Origin of the sequence: Burkholderia sp. WP9 (assembly GCF_900104795.1) — a bacterium.
Lineage (GTDB): Bacteria > Pseudomonadota > Gammaproteobacteria > Burkholderiales > Burkholderiaceae > Paraburkholderia.
The window spans coordinates 694593-710968 of sequence record NZ_FNTG01000002.1 but is presented as its reverse complement, the minus strand read 5'-3'; the positions used below and the strand labels follow the sequence as shown (position 1 = coordinate 710968).

At 63.6% G+C, this 16376-nt stretch carries 14 protein-coding genes; 12 read left to right on the top strand and 2 right to left on the bottom strand.

Going from position 1 to position 16376, the window contains the following annotated elements; translation table 11 throughout:
• Position 1 precedes the first annotated feature (1 nt).
• Positions 2-910 (bottom strand): LysR family transcriptional regulator, encoded by a 909-nt coding sequence (locus tag BLW71_RS24455; protein ID WP_091802750.1) that lies wholly within the window; start codon positions 908-910, stop codon positions 2-4.
• A gap of 466 nt (positions 911-1376) precedes the next feature.
• Here BLW71_RS24455 and ltrA point away from each other — a divergent pair, with 466 nt between their 5' ends.
• From ltrA to BLW71_RS24435, 3 genes are all read left to right on the top strand, one after another.
• Positions 1377-2855, top strand: coding sequence for a group II intron reverse transcriptase/maturase (gene ltrA / locus BLW71_RS24445; RefSeq protein ID WP_091801149.1), 1479 nt, complete (start codon positions 1377-1379; stop codon positions 2853-2855).
• A gap of 97 nt (positions 2856-2952) precedes the next feature.
• Positions 2953-4143, top strand: a complete 1191-nt coding sequence (locus BLW71_RS24440; protein ID WP_091802747.1) for a M20 aminoacylase family protein — start codon at positions 2953-2955, stop codon at positions 4141-4143.
• Positions 4144-4225: 82 nt separating this feature from the next.
• On the top strand, positions 4226-5527 hold the full coding sequence (locus tag BLW71_RS24435; RefSeq protein ID WP_091808798.1) for an MFS transporter: 1302 nt from the start codon (positions 4226-4228) through the stop codon (positions 5525-5527).
• 54 nt (positions 5528-5581) lie between these two features.
• On the opposite strand, the gene BLW71_RS24430 is transcribed toward BLW71_RS24435, so the two are convergent.
• The gene (locus BLW71_RS24430) at positions 5582-6406 is read right to left on the bottom strand and encodes an IclR family transcriptional regulator (RefSeq protein WP_091802744.1); all 825 of its coding nucleotides are present in this window, start codon (positions 6404-6406) and stop codon (positions 5582-5584) included.
• 207 nt (positions 6407-6613) lie between these two features.
• Between BLW71_RS24430 and BLW71_RS24425 the strand changes: the two genes are divergently transcribed.
• The 9 genes from BLW71_RS24425 to BLW71_RS24385 all read left to right on the top strand — a co-directional run bounded on the left by BLW71_RS24425 (position 6614) and on the right by BLW71_RS24385 (position 16302).
• Positions 6614-7318 carry a FadR/GntR family transcriptional regulator gene (locus BLW71_RS24425; RefSeq protein WP_091802741.1) on the top strand — a complete coding sequence of 235 codons (705 nt, stop codon included), beginning with the start codon at positions 6614-6616 and terminating at the stop codon, positions 7316-7318.
• A gap of 67 nt (positions 7319-7385) precedes the next feature.
• Entirely contained in the window at positions 7386-8276 is an 891-nt protein-coding gene (gene ltnD, locus BLW71_RS24420; protein ID WP_091802738.1) for an L-threonate dehydrogenase, read from the top strand.
• 14 nt (positions 8277-8290) lie between these two features.
• Positions 8291-9601: a 3-oxo-tetronate kinase gene (otnK, locus tag BLW71_RS24415; protein WP_091802735.1), complete on the top strand. Its 1311-nt coding sequence runs from the start codon at positions 8291-8293 to the stop codon at positions 9599-9601.
• Complete coding sequence (gene otnC, locus BLW71_RS24410) at positions 9598-10260, top strand: 3-oxo-tetronate 4-phosphate decarboxylase (RefSeq protein WP_091802731.1); 663 nt, start codon at positions 9598-9600, stop codon at positions 10258-10260. The genes otnK and otnC overlap by 4 nt, the downstream gene beginning before the upstream one ends.
• Positions 10261-10332: 72 nt before the next feature.
• A complete protein-coding gene (locus tag BLW71_RS24405; RefSeq protein ID WP_091802728.1) occupies positions 10333-11667 on the top strand; it encodes an MFS transporter in 1335 nt (444 codons plus the stop codon).
• A 69-nt stretch (positions 11668-11736) separates the two neighbouring features.
• Positions 11737-12525 carry a 2-oxo-tetronate isomerase gene (gene otnI, locus BLW71_RS24400; RefSeq protein ID WP_091802725.1) on the top strand — a complete coding sequence of 263 codons (789 nt, stop codon included), beginning with the start codon at positions 11737-11739 and terminating at the stop codon, positions 12523-12525.
• 17 nt (positions 12526-12542) lie between these two features.
• Positions 12543-13523 carry a D-erythronate dehydrogenase gene (denD, locus tag BLW71_RS24395; protein ID WP_091802722.1) on the top strand — a complete coding sequence of 327 codons (981 nt, stop codon included), beginning with the start codon at positions 12543-12545 and terminating at the stop codon, positions 13521-13523.
• A 464-nt stretch (positions 13524-13987) separates the two neighbouring features.
• The gene (gene pcaF / locus BLW71_RS24390; RefSeq protein ID WP_091808795.1) at positions 13988-15190 is read left to right on the top strand and encodes a 3-oxoadipyl-CoA thiolase; all 1203 of its coding nucleotides are present in this window, start codon (positions 13988-13990) and stop codon (positions 15188-15190) included.
• 527 nt (positions 15191-15717) lie between these two features.
• On the top strand, positions 15718-16302 hold the full coding sequence (locus BLW71_RS24385) for a hypothetical protein (RefSeq protein WP_091802717.1): 585 nt from the start codon (positions 15718-15720) through the stop codon (positions 16300-16302).
• The last annotated feature ends 74 nt before the right edge of the window (positions 16303-16376 follow it).

Genomic DNA, 16376 nt, shown 5'->3' with positions numbered 1-16376 from the left:
ACTATCCGGCTGCCGCCATCCGTTCCCGCGTCGCTTCCTGCAAGCACGCTACGAACTGCAGCACGGCCGGTGTCGGCAACAGATCGCGCCGCGAAATGATGCTGAGATCGTAGTTCGGCAGCGCCTCTTCGATCTGCGCGACGCGGATGCCGAGCGGCGCGACCATTTGCGCCAGCGGTCGCGTGAAGCAGCCGATCACGTCGGTTTGCGACACCAGCCCGAGCGTCACCGCGAACGACGACGGCGCCCGCACCAGCCGCTTCGGCACCGGCAAGCCATGTGCGTTGAACATGGCCATCATCACGCTATGGGGGAAATGATCGGCGCCCACGGTCACGATCCACTCCGCGTCGAGTAGCTCGTGCAGGCGCGTCACGTTGGCGAGCGGATGCCCGGCGCGCATGGCGACGACGAACTGCGTGGAGTAGAGCGGCGCTTGCACCAGGTCGCTGTCGAGCGCCTGCACGTGGTGGATCGCCGCGATATCCAGCGCGCCATTGCGCAAACGCGCGACCGCGTCCGGTATCGTCACTTCTTCCAGATGCAGATTGACGAGCGGCATCGCGCGGCGAAACTTCGAGACCGCGTGCGGCAGCGCCGTGAGCGCAATCGACGGCATGGTGCCCACGCTGACCTTGCCGGCCAGTTCTCCCTTCACCTGTTCGACGGCTTCCACCGTGCGCCGCATATCGCCGAGCAACTGTTCGGCGCGCGGCAGCAGCGCAAGCCCGCAAGCCGTCAGTTCGATGCCTCGTACGCTGCGCACCATCAATTCCGCATTCAGCGCGCTTTCGAGCTCGCGGATCGTATGCGTGACGGCCGGCTGCGTGACGCCAAGCTCGCGCGCGGCGGCGCGCAGGCTGCGGTGATGGGCGGCGGCGACGAACGCTTGCAACTGCTGCAGTTTCATTCGGGTAATCCCGTATATAACGTTTGTTAATCGGGGTGAAAAAAACAGCATCTTATTCGAACAAAACGGCGTGGCTATAGTGCTCGCCTGTTTGCCGCGTTTTGACGCGGGTGCGCCGGGAGACCGGCAAGGAGTAAGTGGTGCAAGTCCACTGCGATGAAGGAATAGCGAACCACATCGGCCCCGAGCCGTGCGCAGGCATCCGCGAGGATGTCGGCGAAGCGTCGGCAGGGGTACGTGCAGGCCAGCCATTGAGCCACGATAGAAAACTGATTCCGGGTGCCGACGCTGTCTGTGTAGCGGAAGGCAAAACGTCTGAGCGCGCAATCGCGAGCGCCCGGATGACCCGGCGTGGTCGTAGAACCTGGCATGTGCGCACGCTCCTTGTTAGGGAACCGGGAGATCTCCAGTCTGGCCTGTCGCAGGATGGACAGGTCCGCATCGGGAAGGCGAGGAGCCGTAGCCGATGATGAACGGACGGGAGAAGTCAGACTCCGCCGTAGTAGCGATGAAGCCTGCGAACAAGGCTGGGGAACCAGCTGCGGAGTGGGTGGAGCCAAGGGCGGGGACCAAGGGGAACACGGGTCAGCCACACACGCACCGGGCGCAGAACCGGGCAAGCGTGCCACAGCGGCTGGAACGTGTACGGCAGGCTGCAAGACAGCGGAAGAAGGAGCGGTTCACCGCGCTTCTACACCACGTCACAGTCGACCGACTTCGGATGGCATTCTTTGCGCTCAAACGCAGTGCGGCTCCCGGAGTGGATGGCCTGACGTGGCGGTACTACGAGGCAGGACTGGAAGAGAATCTCCAGCGCCTGTTCTCGCAGGTACAGAGCGGAGCGTACCGGGCACTGCCTGTTCGGCGACAGTACATACCGAAGCCGGACGGCAAACAGCGCCCGCTGGGGATTGCCGCGCTGGAAGACAAGATCGTCCAGCGTGCGGTGGTGGAAGTGCTGAACGCGATATACGAGGAAGACTTTCTTGGTTTCTCGTACGGGTTTCGGCCCGGGCGTAGTCAACATGATGCGCTGGATGCGTTAGCGACGGCCATCACCCACACCCCGGTGAACTGGATTCTGGACGCGGACCTTCGGAGCTTCTTCGACTCGGTTAGCCAGAGTTGGCTAGTCCGTTTCATTGAGCACCGGATCGGCGACCAGCGCATCATCCGCCTTGTGCGCAAGTGGCTCAAGGCGGGTGTTCTGGAAGACGGAGAGCTGAGCGTCAGTGAGACCGGTACACCACAGGGATCAGTGGCTTCACCGCTGTTCGCGAACGTGTACCTGCACTATGTCTTCGATCTCTGGGCCAACCGGTGGCGACGGCGGGAAGCAACGGGCAACGTGATCATCCTGCGGTATGCGGATGACATCGTTGTCGGCTTCGAGCACGAAGCTGACGCGCGGCGCTTCTGGGACGCGATGCGATCGAGGCTGGAAGAGTTCTCGCTTGAGCTACATCCGGACAAGACGAGACTGCTGGAGTTCGGCCGCTATGCAGCGGTCAACCGCCAGAGACGGGGTCTTGGCCGACCGGAGACCTTCACCTTTCTGGGTTTCATCTTTATCTGCGGCAGATCTCGTCGCGGGGCTTTCCAGTTACAGCGGAAGACCCGAGGGGATCGCATGCGGGCGAGACTCAGGCAGATCAAGGAGGCGCTCCGGAAGCGCATGCACGAACCGATTCCAGTGCAAGGGCAATGGCTCAGGCAGGTGGTTCGCGGATACTTCGCGTATCACGCGGTGCCTACCAACTCGCGGGCACTCGTCGCATTCCGACATCACGTCACCGATCTATGGCGGCGCACGCTCCGGCGGCGCAGTCAGAAGGACGCCATGACGTGGGAGCGAATGAGACGAATCGCCAATGCCTGGCTTCCGCCCCCTCGAATCCTTCATCCGTGGCCTGATCGGCGCTTCGCCGTCAAACACCCGAGGTAGGAGCCCGGTGCCCGAATTGGGCACGCCGGGATCTGTGCGGGGGGTGCTCAGTAATGGGCATCCCTACCGCAATCCGTGAACCCCTGGAGCCATAGAGATGAGCGAAGCCGCGCGTTTTACCGAAGTGTCCGACCTGGTGCCTGCCGCCGAGAGCCTGCGCGAGATTCGCCATCACATTCACCACCATCCGGAGCTGGCTTACGAGGAGCACCAGACGGGCGCCCTGGTCGCCGACAAGCTCGAACAATGGGGCTGGCAGGTCACGCGCGGCGTCGGTCAGACGGGCGTGGTGGGCACGCTGAAGGTGGGCGACGGCAAGCGCAGCGTTGGCATTCGCGCGGACATGGACGCGTTGCCGATCATCGAGCAAACCGGTCTGCCGTATGCGAGCGGCACGCACGGCAAGATGCACGCATGCGGCCACGACGGGCACACCACGATGCTGCTCGGCGCGGCGCAACGCCTCGCGGCTACGCGCAATTTTTCGGGCACGGTGCATCTGTACTTTCAGCCTGCCGAGGAGAGCGGCATCGACAGCGGCGCGCTGAAGATGATCAACGACGGCCTGTTCGAGCGCTTTCCCTGTGACGCCGTGTTCGGCGTGCACAACCATCCCGGCGAGGAACCGGGCGTGCTGCTGTTCCGCAAGGGGCCGTTCATGTCGGCGGGCGACAAGGCGATCATCACGATCGAAGGCGTGGGCGGGCACGCGGCGCGTCCGCACCTGACGGTCGATCCGGTCGTGGTGGCGGCCAGCATCGTGATGGCATTGCAGACGATCGTCGCGCGCAATGTCGATCCGTCGCAACCGGCGGTGGTGACGGTCGGCTCCATGCATGCGGGCACCGCGAACAACGTGATTTCGAGCAGCGCGAAGCTGGAGCTGAGCGTGCGCTCGTTCAGCCCCGAAGTGCGCGCACTGTTGAAGAAGCGTATTACCGAACTCGCCGAAACCCAGGCGGCGAGCTATGGCGGCAAGGCGGTGGTGGAATACATCGAAGGCTATCCGGTCGTGGTCAATTCGGATGCCGAAACGGATTTCGCAGTGGAAGTGGCGCGCGAACTGGTCGGCGACGACAAGGTGGTCGCGCAAACCGACATTCTGATGGGTAGCGAAGACTTTGCCTTCATGCTGCAGAAGCGGCCGGGCACGTTTTTGCGGATCGGCAACGGCGCGGGCGAAGACGGCTGCATGGTGCACAACCCGCACTACGACTTCAACGACCGCAATCTGCCGGTCGGCGCGGCGTTCTGGACGCGGCTGGTGGAGCGCTATCTGGCGCAGTAACGCCGAAGTGACGCCGCAGGACCCAGCAAGCCGCACCGCAATCGGCCAGCCGCACAATCATAACGACGAGGTAGACCACGCGATGAACACCACGACCGATGCGAGCCACGCCGTTCAGGCGAGCCAATCCACCAGCCGCGGCGCGATTGCCGCCGCGGTGATCGGCAACTGGCTCGAGTTCTTCGACTTCACCGTGTACGGGTTTTTTGCCGTGATCATCGGCAAGCTGTATTTCCCGTCGGCGGACCCGACTACTTCGTTGCTGCTCTCCGTGGCGACCTTTGCGGCAGGTTTTATCACGCGCCCGCTCGGCAGCGTCATGCTCGGCGTGTACGCGGACCGCAAGGGCCGCAAAGCCGCGCTGAATCTGACCATCATGCTCATGGCGGTGAGCACCGGCCTGATCGCGATTGCGCCGACCTATGCGCAAATCGGTCTTGCGGCGCCGCTTCTGATCGTGCTGGCGCGTCTCGTACAAGGCTTTTCGCAAGGCGGTGAGTTCGGCGCGGCCACCTCCACGCTGCTCGAACAGGGCGGCGGCACGCGGCGCGGTTTCCGTGCGAGCTGGCAACTGGCCACGCAAGGCGGCGCGGCGCTGATGGGCTCGGGCATCGCCGCGGCGTTGTCCGGCGCGTTGCCGAAGGAATCGCTGGAAAGCTGGGGCTGGCGCATTCCGTTCCTGCTCGGCGTATTGATTGCGCCGGTCGGCATGTACCTGCGCCGCCGTCTGGCCGACGACGCGGCCAGCGCGCACAGCCACGCGATCGAGCGCGGCGTGTTGCACGAACTCTTCACGCAGCATCTGCGCCCGCTGATCCTGATCACGCTGACGGTGATGGGCGGCACGGTCTCGACCTATATCCTGACCTTCTACATGCCGACCTACGCGATCCACACGCTCGGCCTGCCGATGTCGCTGTCGATGCTGGTGGGCGTCGCCTCGGGCTTCGTGATGCTGGTTACGTGCCCGCTGTTCGGCATGCTGTCGGACCGGATCGGCAGCCGCAAGCGGCCGATCCTGTTCGGACGCGGCGTGCTGGTGCTGCTGCTGTTTCCGGCCTTCATGCTGATCAACCGCTTTCCGCAGTTGCCCGTCATCATGTCGCTGACCGCGCTGATGCTGCTGTTCTATTCGATGGGCTCGGCGTCGGAATTCGCGTTGATGTGCGAGTCGTTTCCGCGGCGCGTGCGCGCCACCGGCATTTCGATCGCCTATGCGTTGAGTGTCTGCGTGTTCGGCGGCACCGCGCAACTGGTTGCGACGTGGCTCATCAAGCTGACGGGCAGCAAGCTGGCGCCGGCCGGGTATGTGGCGGCGTGCGTCGTAGTGTCGTTGATCGCGGTGTCGATGCTGAAGGAAACCGCGGAACGGCCGATCGACTGATCGATCGGACAGGGCGCCGGCATCGCGCGGCGCCCGTCCGTCAGTCCATTAGTGTCAGCCGCGCCTCGCCACCATCTCCGAGACGTTCTGCGCGGCGTGCTGCAGCGGCTCCAGAAATGCCTTCACCATCTGCCTGGCCGAATTGCGCTGCGCATTGCCGCTGATGTTCATCGCGGCGATCACGCGCCCCTGCCGGTTGCGAATCGGCGCGGACAGCGAAATCAATCCACCTTCCAACTCCTGATCGACGATTGCCCAGCCCTGGCGGCGAACCTGCGCGATCAGCTTCTTCAACTCTTCCTTGTCAGTGACCGTGCGCGGCGTGTGCGCGTAGAGCGGCGCCGAACTCAGCGTCGCCTCGAGTGTTTCCTCGTCGAGCGCGGAGAGCAGCACGCGGCCCATCGACGTGCAATACGCCGGCAAGCGGCTGCCGATCGACAGGTTGATCGTCATGATCTTGTGCGTCGGTACGCGCAGCACGTAGACGATCTCGGTGCGATCGAGCACGGCCGCCGAGACGCTCTCGTGAACCTGCGCCGACAGTTGCTCCATCACCGGCTCGGCGAGGTTCCAGAACGGCATGGAGGTCAGATACGCGAAGCCCAGGTCGAGAATTCTCGGCGTGAGGCGAAAGAGGCGCCCTTCGGCTTCCACATAACCGAGCGTTTGCAGCGTCAGCAAAATGCGCCGTGCGCCGGCGCGCGTGAGGCCGGTGGCGGCGGCGACATCCGTGAGCGTCTGTTCGGGGCGCGTGGCGTCGAACGCGCGGATCACGGCGAGGCCGCGCGCGAACGACTGCACGTAGGAGTCGCCCGGTTTGTCCGGGGCCGGTTCGGCGCTGGCGGGAACGGCGGAAGACGGCGGCAGGGCTGGGCTCATGGACCTTGAAAGGTGCGTTCGAGGAAGGGCGGGCACGCGCCGCGCCGGTTCACCCGGCACGATGCGGCGCAAAGGCGTGACGATAGCTTAAGCCTTCTGTTTCGCCAACTTCGCTGCCTGATGCTCAAAAATGCCAGGGTTTGCATGGATGCAGGCCGCATCGAAAATTTGTATGATGACCCGATAACATGATCAATCGAGGCATGGATGTTCGACAAGATTCCTGCGCGAGCGCTGAGCGACACGGTCGCGCAACAGTTGCTGAAGCAGATCGACAAAGGCACCTTCAAGCGCGGTGGCAAGCTGCCCACCGAGGCCGTGCTCGCGCAGCAGTTCGGCGTGAGCCGCACGGTGATCCGCGAGGCGATCTCGCGGCTGAAGAACGAGGGTGTGGTCGAACCGCGCCAGGGCAGCGGCGTGTTCATCGCCGCGCATGGTGCGATCCGGCCGTTGCGTATCGATTACGCGGAAGCGGTCGAGCCGGGTTCGGTGGTGCAGATTCTCGCGTTGCGCCGGGCGATCGAGGCGGAAGTCGCGTCGGAAGCCGCCATGCGCCGCAGCGACGCTGACATGGTGTCGATCGACACGGCGCTCGCGAAGATCGACGAAGCGGTGGCCGAAGGCGAGGATGGCGTGGCTGAAGACGTCGCCTTTCATCGCGCGATCGCGGCGGCCACCGGCAATCCGTATTTCCTCAAGACCCTCACGTTCCTGAACCAGTACCTCGAGGCCGGCACGGTCGTCACGCGCCGCAACGAAGCGTTGCGCGAGGACTTTTCGCGTCAGGTGCGCGAAGAGCATGCCGCGATCGCCGCCGCGATTCGGGCCGGCGATCCGATGGCGGCGCGCAATGCGGCACGAACGCATATGTACAACGCGGCACGGCGTCTCGCGGAAGCGGGGATTTGCTGAGCTTCAGTGCTCAGACTCAGCGCCCGGATTCAGGCCCGGGTGTTCAACGAATTCATAGAGGTCAAGCATGTCCAGAAATGTTGGTGTCATCGGTCTTGGTGCAATGGGCCTGGGTGTCGCGCGTTCGCTGCTGCGCGCGGGTTTTCGGGTTCACGCGTGCGACCTGCGCAGCGAGATCCTGAATGCGTTCGTCGCTGAAGGTGGTGTGGGCTGCGCGACACCGGCCGAACTCGGCGCGCAGTGCGAGGTGGTCGTCACGCTGGTCGTGAATGCCGCGCAAACCGAAGCCGTGCTGTTCGGCGAGCAGGGCGCGCTCGCCGCGATGAAAAAGGGCGGCGTGGTGATCGCCAGTGCGACCGTGGCGCCGGACTTCGCAATCGAACTCGGCAAGCGGATCGAGGCCGCCGGTTTGCAGATGCTCGACGCACCGGTTTCGGGCGGCGCGGCGCGCGCGGCTTCCGGCGAGATGACCATGATGACGTCCGGCCCCGCGGCGGCCTATGCCGCCTGCGAGGACGTGCTGGCCGCGATGGCCGGCAAGGTGTATCGCCTCGGTTCCGGGCACGGTGCGGGATCGAAGGTGAAGATCATCAATCAGTTGCTGGCCGGCGTGCATATCGCGGTGGCGGCCGAAGCCATGGCGCTCGGCTTGCGCGAAGGCGTCGATCCAGATGCGCTGTACGAGGTCATCACGCACAGCGCGGGCAATTCGTGGATGTTCGAAAACCGCGTGCCGCACATTCTCAACGGCGACTACACGCCGCTTTCGGCCGTCGATATTTTCGTCAAGGATCTGGGCCTCGTGCTCGATACCGCGCGCCGCTCGAAATTCCCGTTGCCGTTGTCGGCGGCGGCGCATCAGATGTTCATGATGGCGTCTTCGGCCGGCCACGGTGGTGAAGACGATTCCGCGGTGATCAAGATTTTCCCCGGCATCGACGTGCCGGCGGCGAAGTAAGCAGGAGGAGCGCCATGACGACACTTACGAAACGCGCGCTGCTCGGCTGCATCGCCGACGACTTCACCGGCGCCACCGATCTGGCCAACATGCTGGTGCGCGGCGGTATGCGCACGGTGCAAACCATCGGCGTGCCCGCATCGAATGACCTGCTCGAGGCCGACGCCCTGGTGGTCGCGCTGAAATCGCGCACCATTCCCGCCGCCGACGCGGTCGCGCAATCGCTTGCCGCGCTGGACTGGTTGCGTGCGCAAGGGTGCCGCCAGTTCTTCTTCAAATACTGCTCGACCTTCGATTCGACCGACGCGGGCAATATCGGCCAGGTGACGGATGCGCTGCTCGACGCGTTGTCCGCCGACAGCACGACCGGCGCATTCACGATTGCGTGTCCCGCGTTTCCCGAGAACGGCCGCACGATCTTTCGCGGCCATCTGTTTGTCGGCGACGCGTTGCTCAACGCGTCGGGCATGGAAAACCATCCGCTCACGCCGATGCGCGATGCGAACCTCGTGAGCGTGCTGCAACGTCAGACCGGATCGAAAGTCGGTCTCGTGCGTTATGACGCCGTGGCGCGAGGCGTGTCGGCGGTGCGCGAAAGGTTCGATACATTGCGCAACGAAGGCGTGCGCATGGCGATTGCCGATGCGGTGTCCGACGCTGACCTTTACGTACTCGGCGAAGCCTGCGCCGATCTCACGCTGATCACCGGCGGTTCGGGCGTCGCGTTGGGCTTGCCGGCCAACTTTCGCCGCGCGGGTTTGCTGGCGGAACAGGCGGACGCCGCGCAGTTGCCGCGCGTCGACGGCTTGTCCGCGGTGCTGGCCGGCAGCGCGTCGAAAGCGACCAATGCCCAGGTGGCGCAGTGGCGCGCCACACGGCCCGCGTTTCGCATCGATCCGCTCGCGGCGGCGCGCGGCGAAGCCGTGGTCGAACAGGCTTTGGCCTTTGCGCAGCCATACCTCGACAAAGCCGAGCCCATGCTGATCTATGCGACCGCGACGCCCGACGAAGTCAAGGCAGTGCAAGGGCAGCTCGGTGTGAACGAAGCGGGGCATCTGGTCGAAAACACGTTGGCGTCGATCGCGAGTGGTTTGCGCGAGCGTGGCGTGCGCAAGTTCGTGGTGGCGGGGGGCGAAACCTCGGGCGCGGTCGTGCAGGCGCTCGACGTGCACACGCTGCGGATCGGCGCGCAGATCGATCCCGGCGTGCCGGCTACCGCGACGACCGGCGCCGAGCCGCTCGCGCTCGCCTTGAAATCCGGCAACTTCGGTACGACGGACTTCTTCGAAAAGGCGCTGCGGCATCTGGACGGAGATGTGCAATGAGTGGCGCGCCCGCACTTCACACGACGAATGAAGCGCGCGTTCGCGAAGAAATCTGCGTGACCGGCGCGAGTCTCTATCAACGCGGCTACACGGTGGGCACGGCCGGCAACATTAGCGCGCGGCTCGACGACGGTTGGCTGATTACACCGACCGATGCGTGTCTTGGCCGGCTCGATCCCGCCGCCATCGCCAAGGTAGACCTCGCCGGCAACGCAATGTCAGGCGGTCGGCCGTCGAAAACGCTGGCGCTGCATCGCGGCATCTATGCGCGTAATAGCGAAGCGCGCGGCATCGTCCATACCCATTCGACGCATCTGGTCGCGTTGACGCTCGCGGGCGTCTGGCGCGAAACCGACGTGCTGCCGCCCATCACGCCGTATTACGTGATGAAAGTGGGCCACGTCCCCCTGATTCGTTATGAGCGCCCCGGCGCTCCGCAAGTCGCCGAGCAGATCGCCGCGCTCGCCGATAGCGTTCGCGCCGTGCTGCTGGAGCGTCTTGGTCCGGTGGTGTGGGAGCGTTCGGTGGCGCAAGCCGCCTATGCGCTCGAAGAACTCGAAGAAACCGCGCGTTTGTGGTTGATGACCCAGCCACGGCCCACACCGCTCGACGAAGCCGCACTCGAAGAACTGCGCAGCGTGTTCGGAGCGCGCTGGTAGAAGAAGCCGACAAAACAAAGCCCGGCCGCGCGCGATGCGCCGCGTCGGGCCATCCATTCAAGGAGACAATGCATGAACTCATATCAGGCCGAATCCAGCCGCCCGGTTACAGCCGCCGCGGGACAACCCGGCGCCGCTGAAATCGAGCACACCTACAAGAAGGTGTTCTGGCGCATCGTGCCGTTTTTGATGCTGTGTTATGTGGTCGCCTATCTGGACCGCGTGAATGTCGGCTTCGCGAAACTGCAGATGTCGCAGGACCTGGCGTTCAGCGAAACGGTGTTCGGCCTCGGCGCCGGCGTGTTCTTCATCGGCTACTTTCTGTTCGAGTTGCCGAGCAACATTCTGATGCACAAGATCGGCGCGCGCATCTGGATCGCGCGGATCATGATTACGTGGGGCTTGCTCTCGGCGGTGTTCGTGTTCGTGAAGACCCCGATGCAGTTCTATATCTTGCGTTTCCTGCTGGGTCTCGCCGAAGCCGGTTTCTATCCCGGCGTGATCCTGTACCTGACCTACTGGTTTCCGTCGCATCGGCGCGCGAAGATTATCGCAGTGTTCATGTCGGCGATTCCGGTGTCGGGCATTTTCGGCAATCCGCTGTCCGGCTGGATCATGCAGACCTTCCACAACAGCTTGGGTTTCGCGGGCTGGCAGTGGATGTTCCTGATCGAAGCGATCCCCGCCATCGCGATCGGTATCGCCACGGTCCTGTATCTCGACAACGGCATTTCCAGCGCGAAGTGGCTGAGCGAACGCGAAAAGCAGTTGCTCACCGATGAAATCGCCGCTGCGCAACCGCGGGACAAGGCGCAGAAACATTCTGTCGGCGCGGTGTTCCGCGATCCGCGTACATGGTGGATGTCGCTGATCTATTTCGCGTTCGTGACCGGACAATACGGTCTGACGTTCTGGATGCCGACGCTGGTGAAATCGACCGGTGTGACGGGCGCATTCAATATCGGCCTGTTGAGCGCCATTCCGTTTCTGTGCGCGATCGTCGTGATGAATCTGATGGGCCACAGCGCCGACAAGCGCCGTGAGCGCCGCTGGCATCTGATCGTGCCGGCGCTGTTCGGTGCGATCGGCTTCACGGTGGCGGCTTCTTTCGCGGACAACACGGTGGTCTCGATCGTGGCTCTCTCGCTGGCCGCAGCCGGTGTGCTGACCTGCGCGCCGCTCTTCTGGTCGTTGCCGACCGCGTTCATGTCGGGCGCGACCGCCGCGGCCGGCATTGCAATCATCAATTCGATCGGCAATCTCGCGGGTTTCGCGAGCCCGTACATGATCGGCTATCTGAAGGACCTCACCCACAGCACGCAGACCGGCATGTACGTGCTGGCCGGCATGCTCGTGATCGGCGCGATTGCCACGTGGCTCACGCCGCCCAAGCTGGTCAACCGATAAATCGATATGCGCGTGCGGCATGAGTCGCTGCCGCGCGCGGGATCACACCGTTTTCAAGGAGTTGCTGCCATGCCTCGCTTCGCCGCCAATCTCACGATGATGTACAACGAGCACGCGTTCCTCGACCGTTTTGCCGCCGCAGCGAAAGACGGCTTCGAGGCGGTCGAGTTTCTGTTCCCCTACGATTTCCCCGCTGCCGACATCAAATCGCGCCTCGTGGCGAGCGGTCTGACGCAAGCGCTCTTCAATGCGCCGCCTGGCGACTGGGCCGCTGGCGAGCGCGGCATTGCCTCGCTGCCGGGACGCGAAGACGAGTTCCAGCGCGGTATCGAAATGGCGCTCGACTACGCGCGCGTGATTGGTAATCGCAAGCTGCACGTGATGGCCGGCCTGATCGGCGCGGATCAGCCGCGCGCGAAGCATCGCGAGGTGTATCTGAACAATCTCGCGTATGCCGCGAAGGCCGCGCAAGCCGAAGGCATCACGGTCGTGATCGAGCCGATCAATACGCGCGACATGCCGGGCTTCTTTCTGACCCGTCAGGACGAAGCGCAAGCGGTCTGCGCGGAAGTCGGCGCGCCGAACCTCAAGGTGCAGTTCGACTGTTATCACTGCCAGATCGTCGAAGGCGACCTTGCAGTGAAACTCAAACGCGATATGGCGGGCATCGGCCACATTCAGATCGCGGGCGTGCCGGAACGGCATGAGCCCGACACGGGCGAGCTGAATTATCCGTATCTGCTCGACCTGATCGACTCGCTCGGTTACGACGGCTACATCGGTTGCGAATACCGGCCGCGCGCAGGCACCTCGGCCGGTCTCGGCTGGCTCAAACCGTATCTGAACGCGAACCGCTAACAAGGACACAACCCATCATGAAAGTACTGATTACCGGCGGCGCGGGTTTTCTCGGCCAGCGTCTCGCGCGTGAACTGCTCGCGCGCGGTTCCCTGAAAGACAAACAGGGCACACCGCAAACGATTACCGAACTGGTGCTGCTCGACGTAGTGCAAGCCAACGATTTCGACGACAAGCGTGTACGCACGGAAGTCGGCGACATCGCCGAGCGCAGCGTGCTCGAACGCGTGATCGACGACCAGACTTCGGCGATCTTTCATCTGGCCGCGATCGTGAGCGGGCAGGCCGAAGCGGACTTCGATCTCGGCATGCGCATCAATCTGGATGCGTCACGGCTGCTGCTGGAAACGTGCCGGCAGCGTGGCCACCGGCCGCGCGTGCTGTTCACGAGCTCCGTGGCGGTGTATGGCGGCGCGTTACCCGAGGTCGTGCAGGATGATACGGCGTTGAATCCGCAGTCGTCATATGGCGCGCAGAAGGCGATCGCGGAGTTGCTGCTCAACGATTACGCGCGGCGTGGTTTCGTCGACGGCCGTGTGTTGCGGCTGCCCACCATCAGCGTGCGGCCGGGCAAGCCGAACGCGGCGGCTTCGTCGTTCGCGAGCGGCATCATTCGCGAGCCGCTGAACGGCGAAGCGGCGGTGTGCCCGGTCGCGGGCTCGACGCGCCTGTGGCTGCTGTCGCCGCGCAAGGCGATCGAGAGCCTGATCGCCGGACTCGAACTCGACTCCGCCGCGCTTGGCAACCAGCGTGTGCTGAACCTGCCGGGCATTTCAGTGAGCGTCGACGAGATGGTCGCCGCGCTGCGCGAAGTCGCGGGCGACGCCGCCGCCGCGCGCATCGTCTGGGAGCGGGATGAGCGGGTCGAAAAAATCGTGGGCAGCTGGCCGGGCCGGTGGGATACGTCGCGCGCCGAAAGGCTGGGGTTGAGCGGCGAGCGCAGCTTTGCCGACGTGATCCGCAGCTATGTCGCGGACGAGAACATCCAGATCCGGTAGTCGCGGACCCCGGAGCGCTCTCCGGGCCATCCTCCAGCGATCCCCAAGCTGTCTTTGAGCTGTCATCGAGCCTCGTGCCGGCGCCGTGAACACAGGCGCGCCGGCATGAGCGCGTCAATCGTCTGATCCTTTTCGACCAGCTTCGCGGCCTGCACGTATTCCCTGGTGCGGGCGTGGCCGCGCTTGACATGGTTTCGGCCGCGCGCCTATTATCGAGGCTAGTTGTTCGATATATGACCGTATGTTCGTATAAAGAACAAATTTCCCGAATCTCGAACCCGCTGTTCATCATCTGCGTTAAGCTGATCTGACGTGAGGGCTGCTTTGCAGCCGCTTCCCGTCGCGTTCGAATTCTCTTGCGGGACGCCGGGCCGGCGCATCCGTGCATCCGTGCATCCAGCCCGCGCCACGCCGGCAATCCGCTCGTGGCGTGGCGCACGCAGCACATCAACTGGAGACATCACATGACCGAAGCATTCCTGTGCGACGCGATTCGCACCCCCATCGGCCGCTATGCGGGATCGCTGTCGTCGGTGCGCGCCGACGATCTGGGCGCGGTGCCGCTCAAGGCGCTGATGGAGCGCAACAAAGACGTCGACTGGAACGCGATCGACGACGTGATCTACGGCTGCGCGAACCAGGCCGGTGACGACAACCGCAACGTCGCGCGTATGTCGCTGTTGCTGGCCGGTTTGCCGCAAGGCGTGCCGGGCACGACGGTGAATCGTCTGTGCGGCTCGGGCATGGACGCCGTCGGCATTGCCGCGCGCGCCATCAAGTCGGGCGAGGCCGCGTTGATGGTGGCGGGCGGTGTGGAAAGCATGAGCCGCGCGCCGTTCGTCATGGGTAAGGCGACCAGCGCGTTCTCGCGTCAGGCCGAGATCTATGACACGACCATCGGCTGGCGTTTCGTCAACCCGTTGATGAAGAAACTGTACGGTGTCGATTCGATGCCGGAGACCGGCGAAAACGTCGCGACCGACTACAACATCAGCCGCGCCGATCAGGACGCTTTTGCGCTGCGCAGCCAGCAGAAAGCGGCGCGCGCGCAACGTGACGGCACGCTCGCGCAGGAAATCGTCGGCGTGACGATCGCGCAGAAGAAGGGCGACCCGATCACGGTGTTGCAAGACGAGCATCCGCGTGAAACGAGCCTCGAAACGCTCGCCAAGCTCAAGGGCGTGGTGCGTCCGGACGGCACGGTCACGGCAGGCAACGCGTCGGGCGTGAACGACGGCGCAGCGGCACTGCTGCTTGCCAATGAAGAAACGGCGAAGCGCTTCGGCCTCACGCCGCGTGCTCGCGTGCTGGGTATCGCAACGGCCGGCGTCGCGCCGCGCGTGATGGGCATTGGCCCCGCGCCCGCCACGCAAAAACTGCTGGCGCGCCTGAACATGACCATCGATCAATTCGACGTGATCGAACTGAATGAGGCCTTCGCTTCGCAAGGCATCGCGGTGCTGCGCGCACTCGGCGTGGCCGACGACGACGCTCGCGTGAATCCGAATGGCGGCGCGATCGCCCTCGGCCACCCGCTCGGGATGAGCGGCGCGCGTCTGGTGACTACGGCGATGTATCAGCTGCATCGCACGCAAGGCCGTTTTGCGCTGTGCACCATGTGTATCGGCGTTGGCCAGGGTATTGCGATCGCGATTGAACGGGTGTGATAGAGCAGTGTGATTGATTAGGGGCCAGCGCGCGCGTCGGTCCAAGCTCGGGTTCAAGTAAAAAGGAAACAGCCTCTTCGCTCACGCGACGAGGCTGTTTTTTTGCCTTGCGTAGATCGGGCGTATTTCGACTGTGAATCTAATTCGAACCATGGAAGGTTGGGATTAAATCCGAATATCACGGCACATTGATTGCCCATTCGCGGGTATTGCAGTATGTGTTTAATGCTGTTTGCATTTGAGACACGCCGCTCAATATGAATAGCCTCGAAATGTCACACCATTGTCAATATTCAAAGTGCCGCTGCGACGCCACGTCGCGGCGATTTACATCGATTTCGCATTGATTCGAAAATCACAATTCGATCAATCACGGCGTGCAGTAAGCCATGTAAAATCGTCCGAGTCGTACCTCTTAAAACTATCATCCTGAAGACGTACAGGTACTCGCGGCGTTAAATATCGGCATTCCCAAGTTTCAGATCGCCGTTACGCTGCATCAAACCATTTTTCCAAGGAGCACGTATATGAAGGCAGCGACAATTGGCGCAGCGTTGATGGTCGCGGCGTTCGCCGCAGCTCAGCCGGCATGGGCGCAAGATGCCATGGCCAATGCGGCGCAGGGCGTTGTCAGCGCCGTGGAGCCGGTGCACGTGAAGGCACAGATCGTCGGTATCGATCCGGGCACCCGCACGCTCACGCTCAAGGGGCCGGGCGGTAACGCGGTGGTCGTACTGGTGAGCCAGCAGGTGGCGGGTTTCGACCAGTTGAAAATAGGTGACCGGGTCGACGTGCTCTACAAGAACGCGCTGCTCGTGAAGGCCGAGAAGGTCACCGGCAAAGACAAGGGTGTTCGCGCGCGTGTCGACACGCAGGTGTACGCCCCGGCCTCGGGCGGTTTCGAATCGGCGCGCCAGGTCGAGGTGCTTGCCACCGTGCAGAAGATCGATCGCAAGAAGCGTCTGGTCACGCTGCGCGGCGCATATCAGACGCAAACGCTCCAGGTCGGTCCCGACGTGGATCTGAAGGACGTTAAGGTGGGCGATACGATTCACGCTGTCTTTGTCTCGGCAGCCGCCGTTCAGGTGTCGCCGCAAGATTCGGCGCAGTAATCGCCACAGTAATCGCTGCAGTAGTTGCCGCAGTAATCGCCGCAGTCACGGCGGTCAACGCAATCACCGCCGTG

What these genes read in the sequence shown, in the direction of transcription:
- BLW71_RS24455 (WP_091802750.1), bottom strand. Translation starts at nt 910, where the DNA reads ATGAAACTGCAGCAGTTGCAAGCGTTCGTCGCCGCCGCCCATCACCGC.
- ltrA (WP_091801149.1), top strand. Translation starts at nt 1,377, where the DNA reads ATGATGAACGGACGGGAGAAGTCAGACTCCGCCGTAGTAGCGATGAAG.
- BLW71_RS24440 (WP_091802747.1), top strand. Translation starts at nt 2,953, where the DNA reads ATGAGCGAAGCCGCGCGTTTTACCGAAGTGTCCGACCTGGTGCCTGCC.
- BLW71_RS24435 (WP_091808798.1), top strand. Translation starts at nt 4,226, where the DNA reads ATGAACACCACGACCGATGCGAGCCACGCCGTTCAGGCGAGCCAATCC.
- BLW71_RS24430 (WP_091802744.1), bottom strand. Translation starts at nt 6,406, where the DNA reads ATGAGCCCAGCCCTGCCGCCGTCTTCCGCCGTTCCCGCCAGCGCCGAA.
- BLW71_RS24425 (WP_091802741.1), top strand. Translation starts at nt 6,614, where the DNA reads ATGTTCGACAAGATTCCTGCGCGAGCGCTGAGCGACACGGTCGCGCAA.
- ltnD (WP_091802738.1), top strand. Translation starts at nt 7,386, where the DNA reads ATGTCCAGAAATGTTGGTGTCATCGGTCTTGGTGCAATGGGCCTGGGT.
- otnK (WP_091802735.1), top strand. Translation starts at nt 8,291, where the DNA reads ATGACGACACTTACGAAACGCGCGCTGCTCGGCTGCATCGCCGACGAC.
- otnC (WP_091802731.1), top strand. Translation starts at nt 9,598, where the DNA reads ATGAGTGGCGCGCCCGCACTTCACACGACGAATGAAGCGCGCGTTCGC.
- BLW71_RS24405 (WP_091802728.1), top strand. Translation starts at nt 10,333, where the DNA reads ATGAACTCATATCAGGCCGAATCCAGCCGCCCGGTTACAGCCGCCGCG.
- otnI (WP_091802725.1), top strand. Translation starts at nt 11,737, where the DNA reads ATGCCTCGCTTCGCCGCCAATCTCACGATGATGTACAACGAGCACGCG.
- denD (WP_091802722.1), top strand. Translation starts at nt 12,543, where the DNA reads ATGAAAGTACTGATTACCGGCGGCGCGGGTTTTCTCGGCCAGCGTCTC.
- pcaF (WP_091808795.1), top strand. Translation starts at nt 13,988, where the DNA reads ATGACCGAAGCATTCCTGTGCGACGCGATTCGCACCCCCATCGGCCGC.
- BLW71_RS24385 (WP_091802717.1), top strand. Translation starts at nt 15,718, where the DNA reads ATGAAGGCAGCGACAATTGGCGCAGCGTTGATGGTCGCGGCGTTCGCC.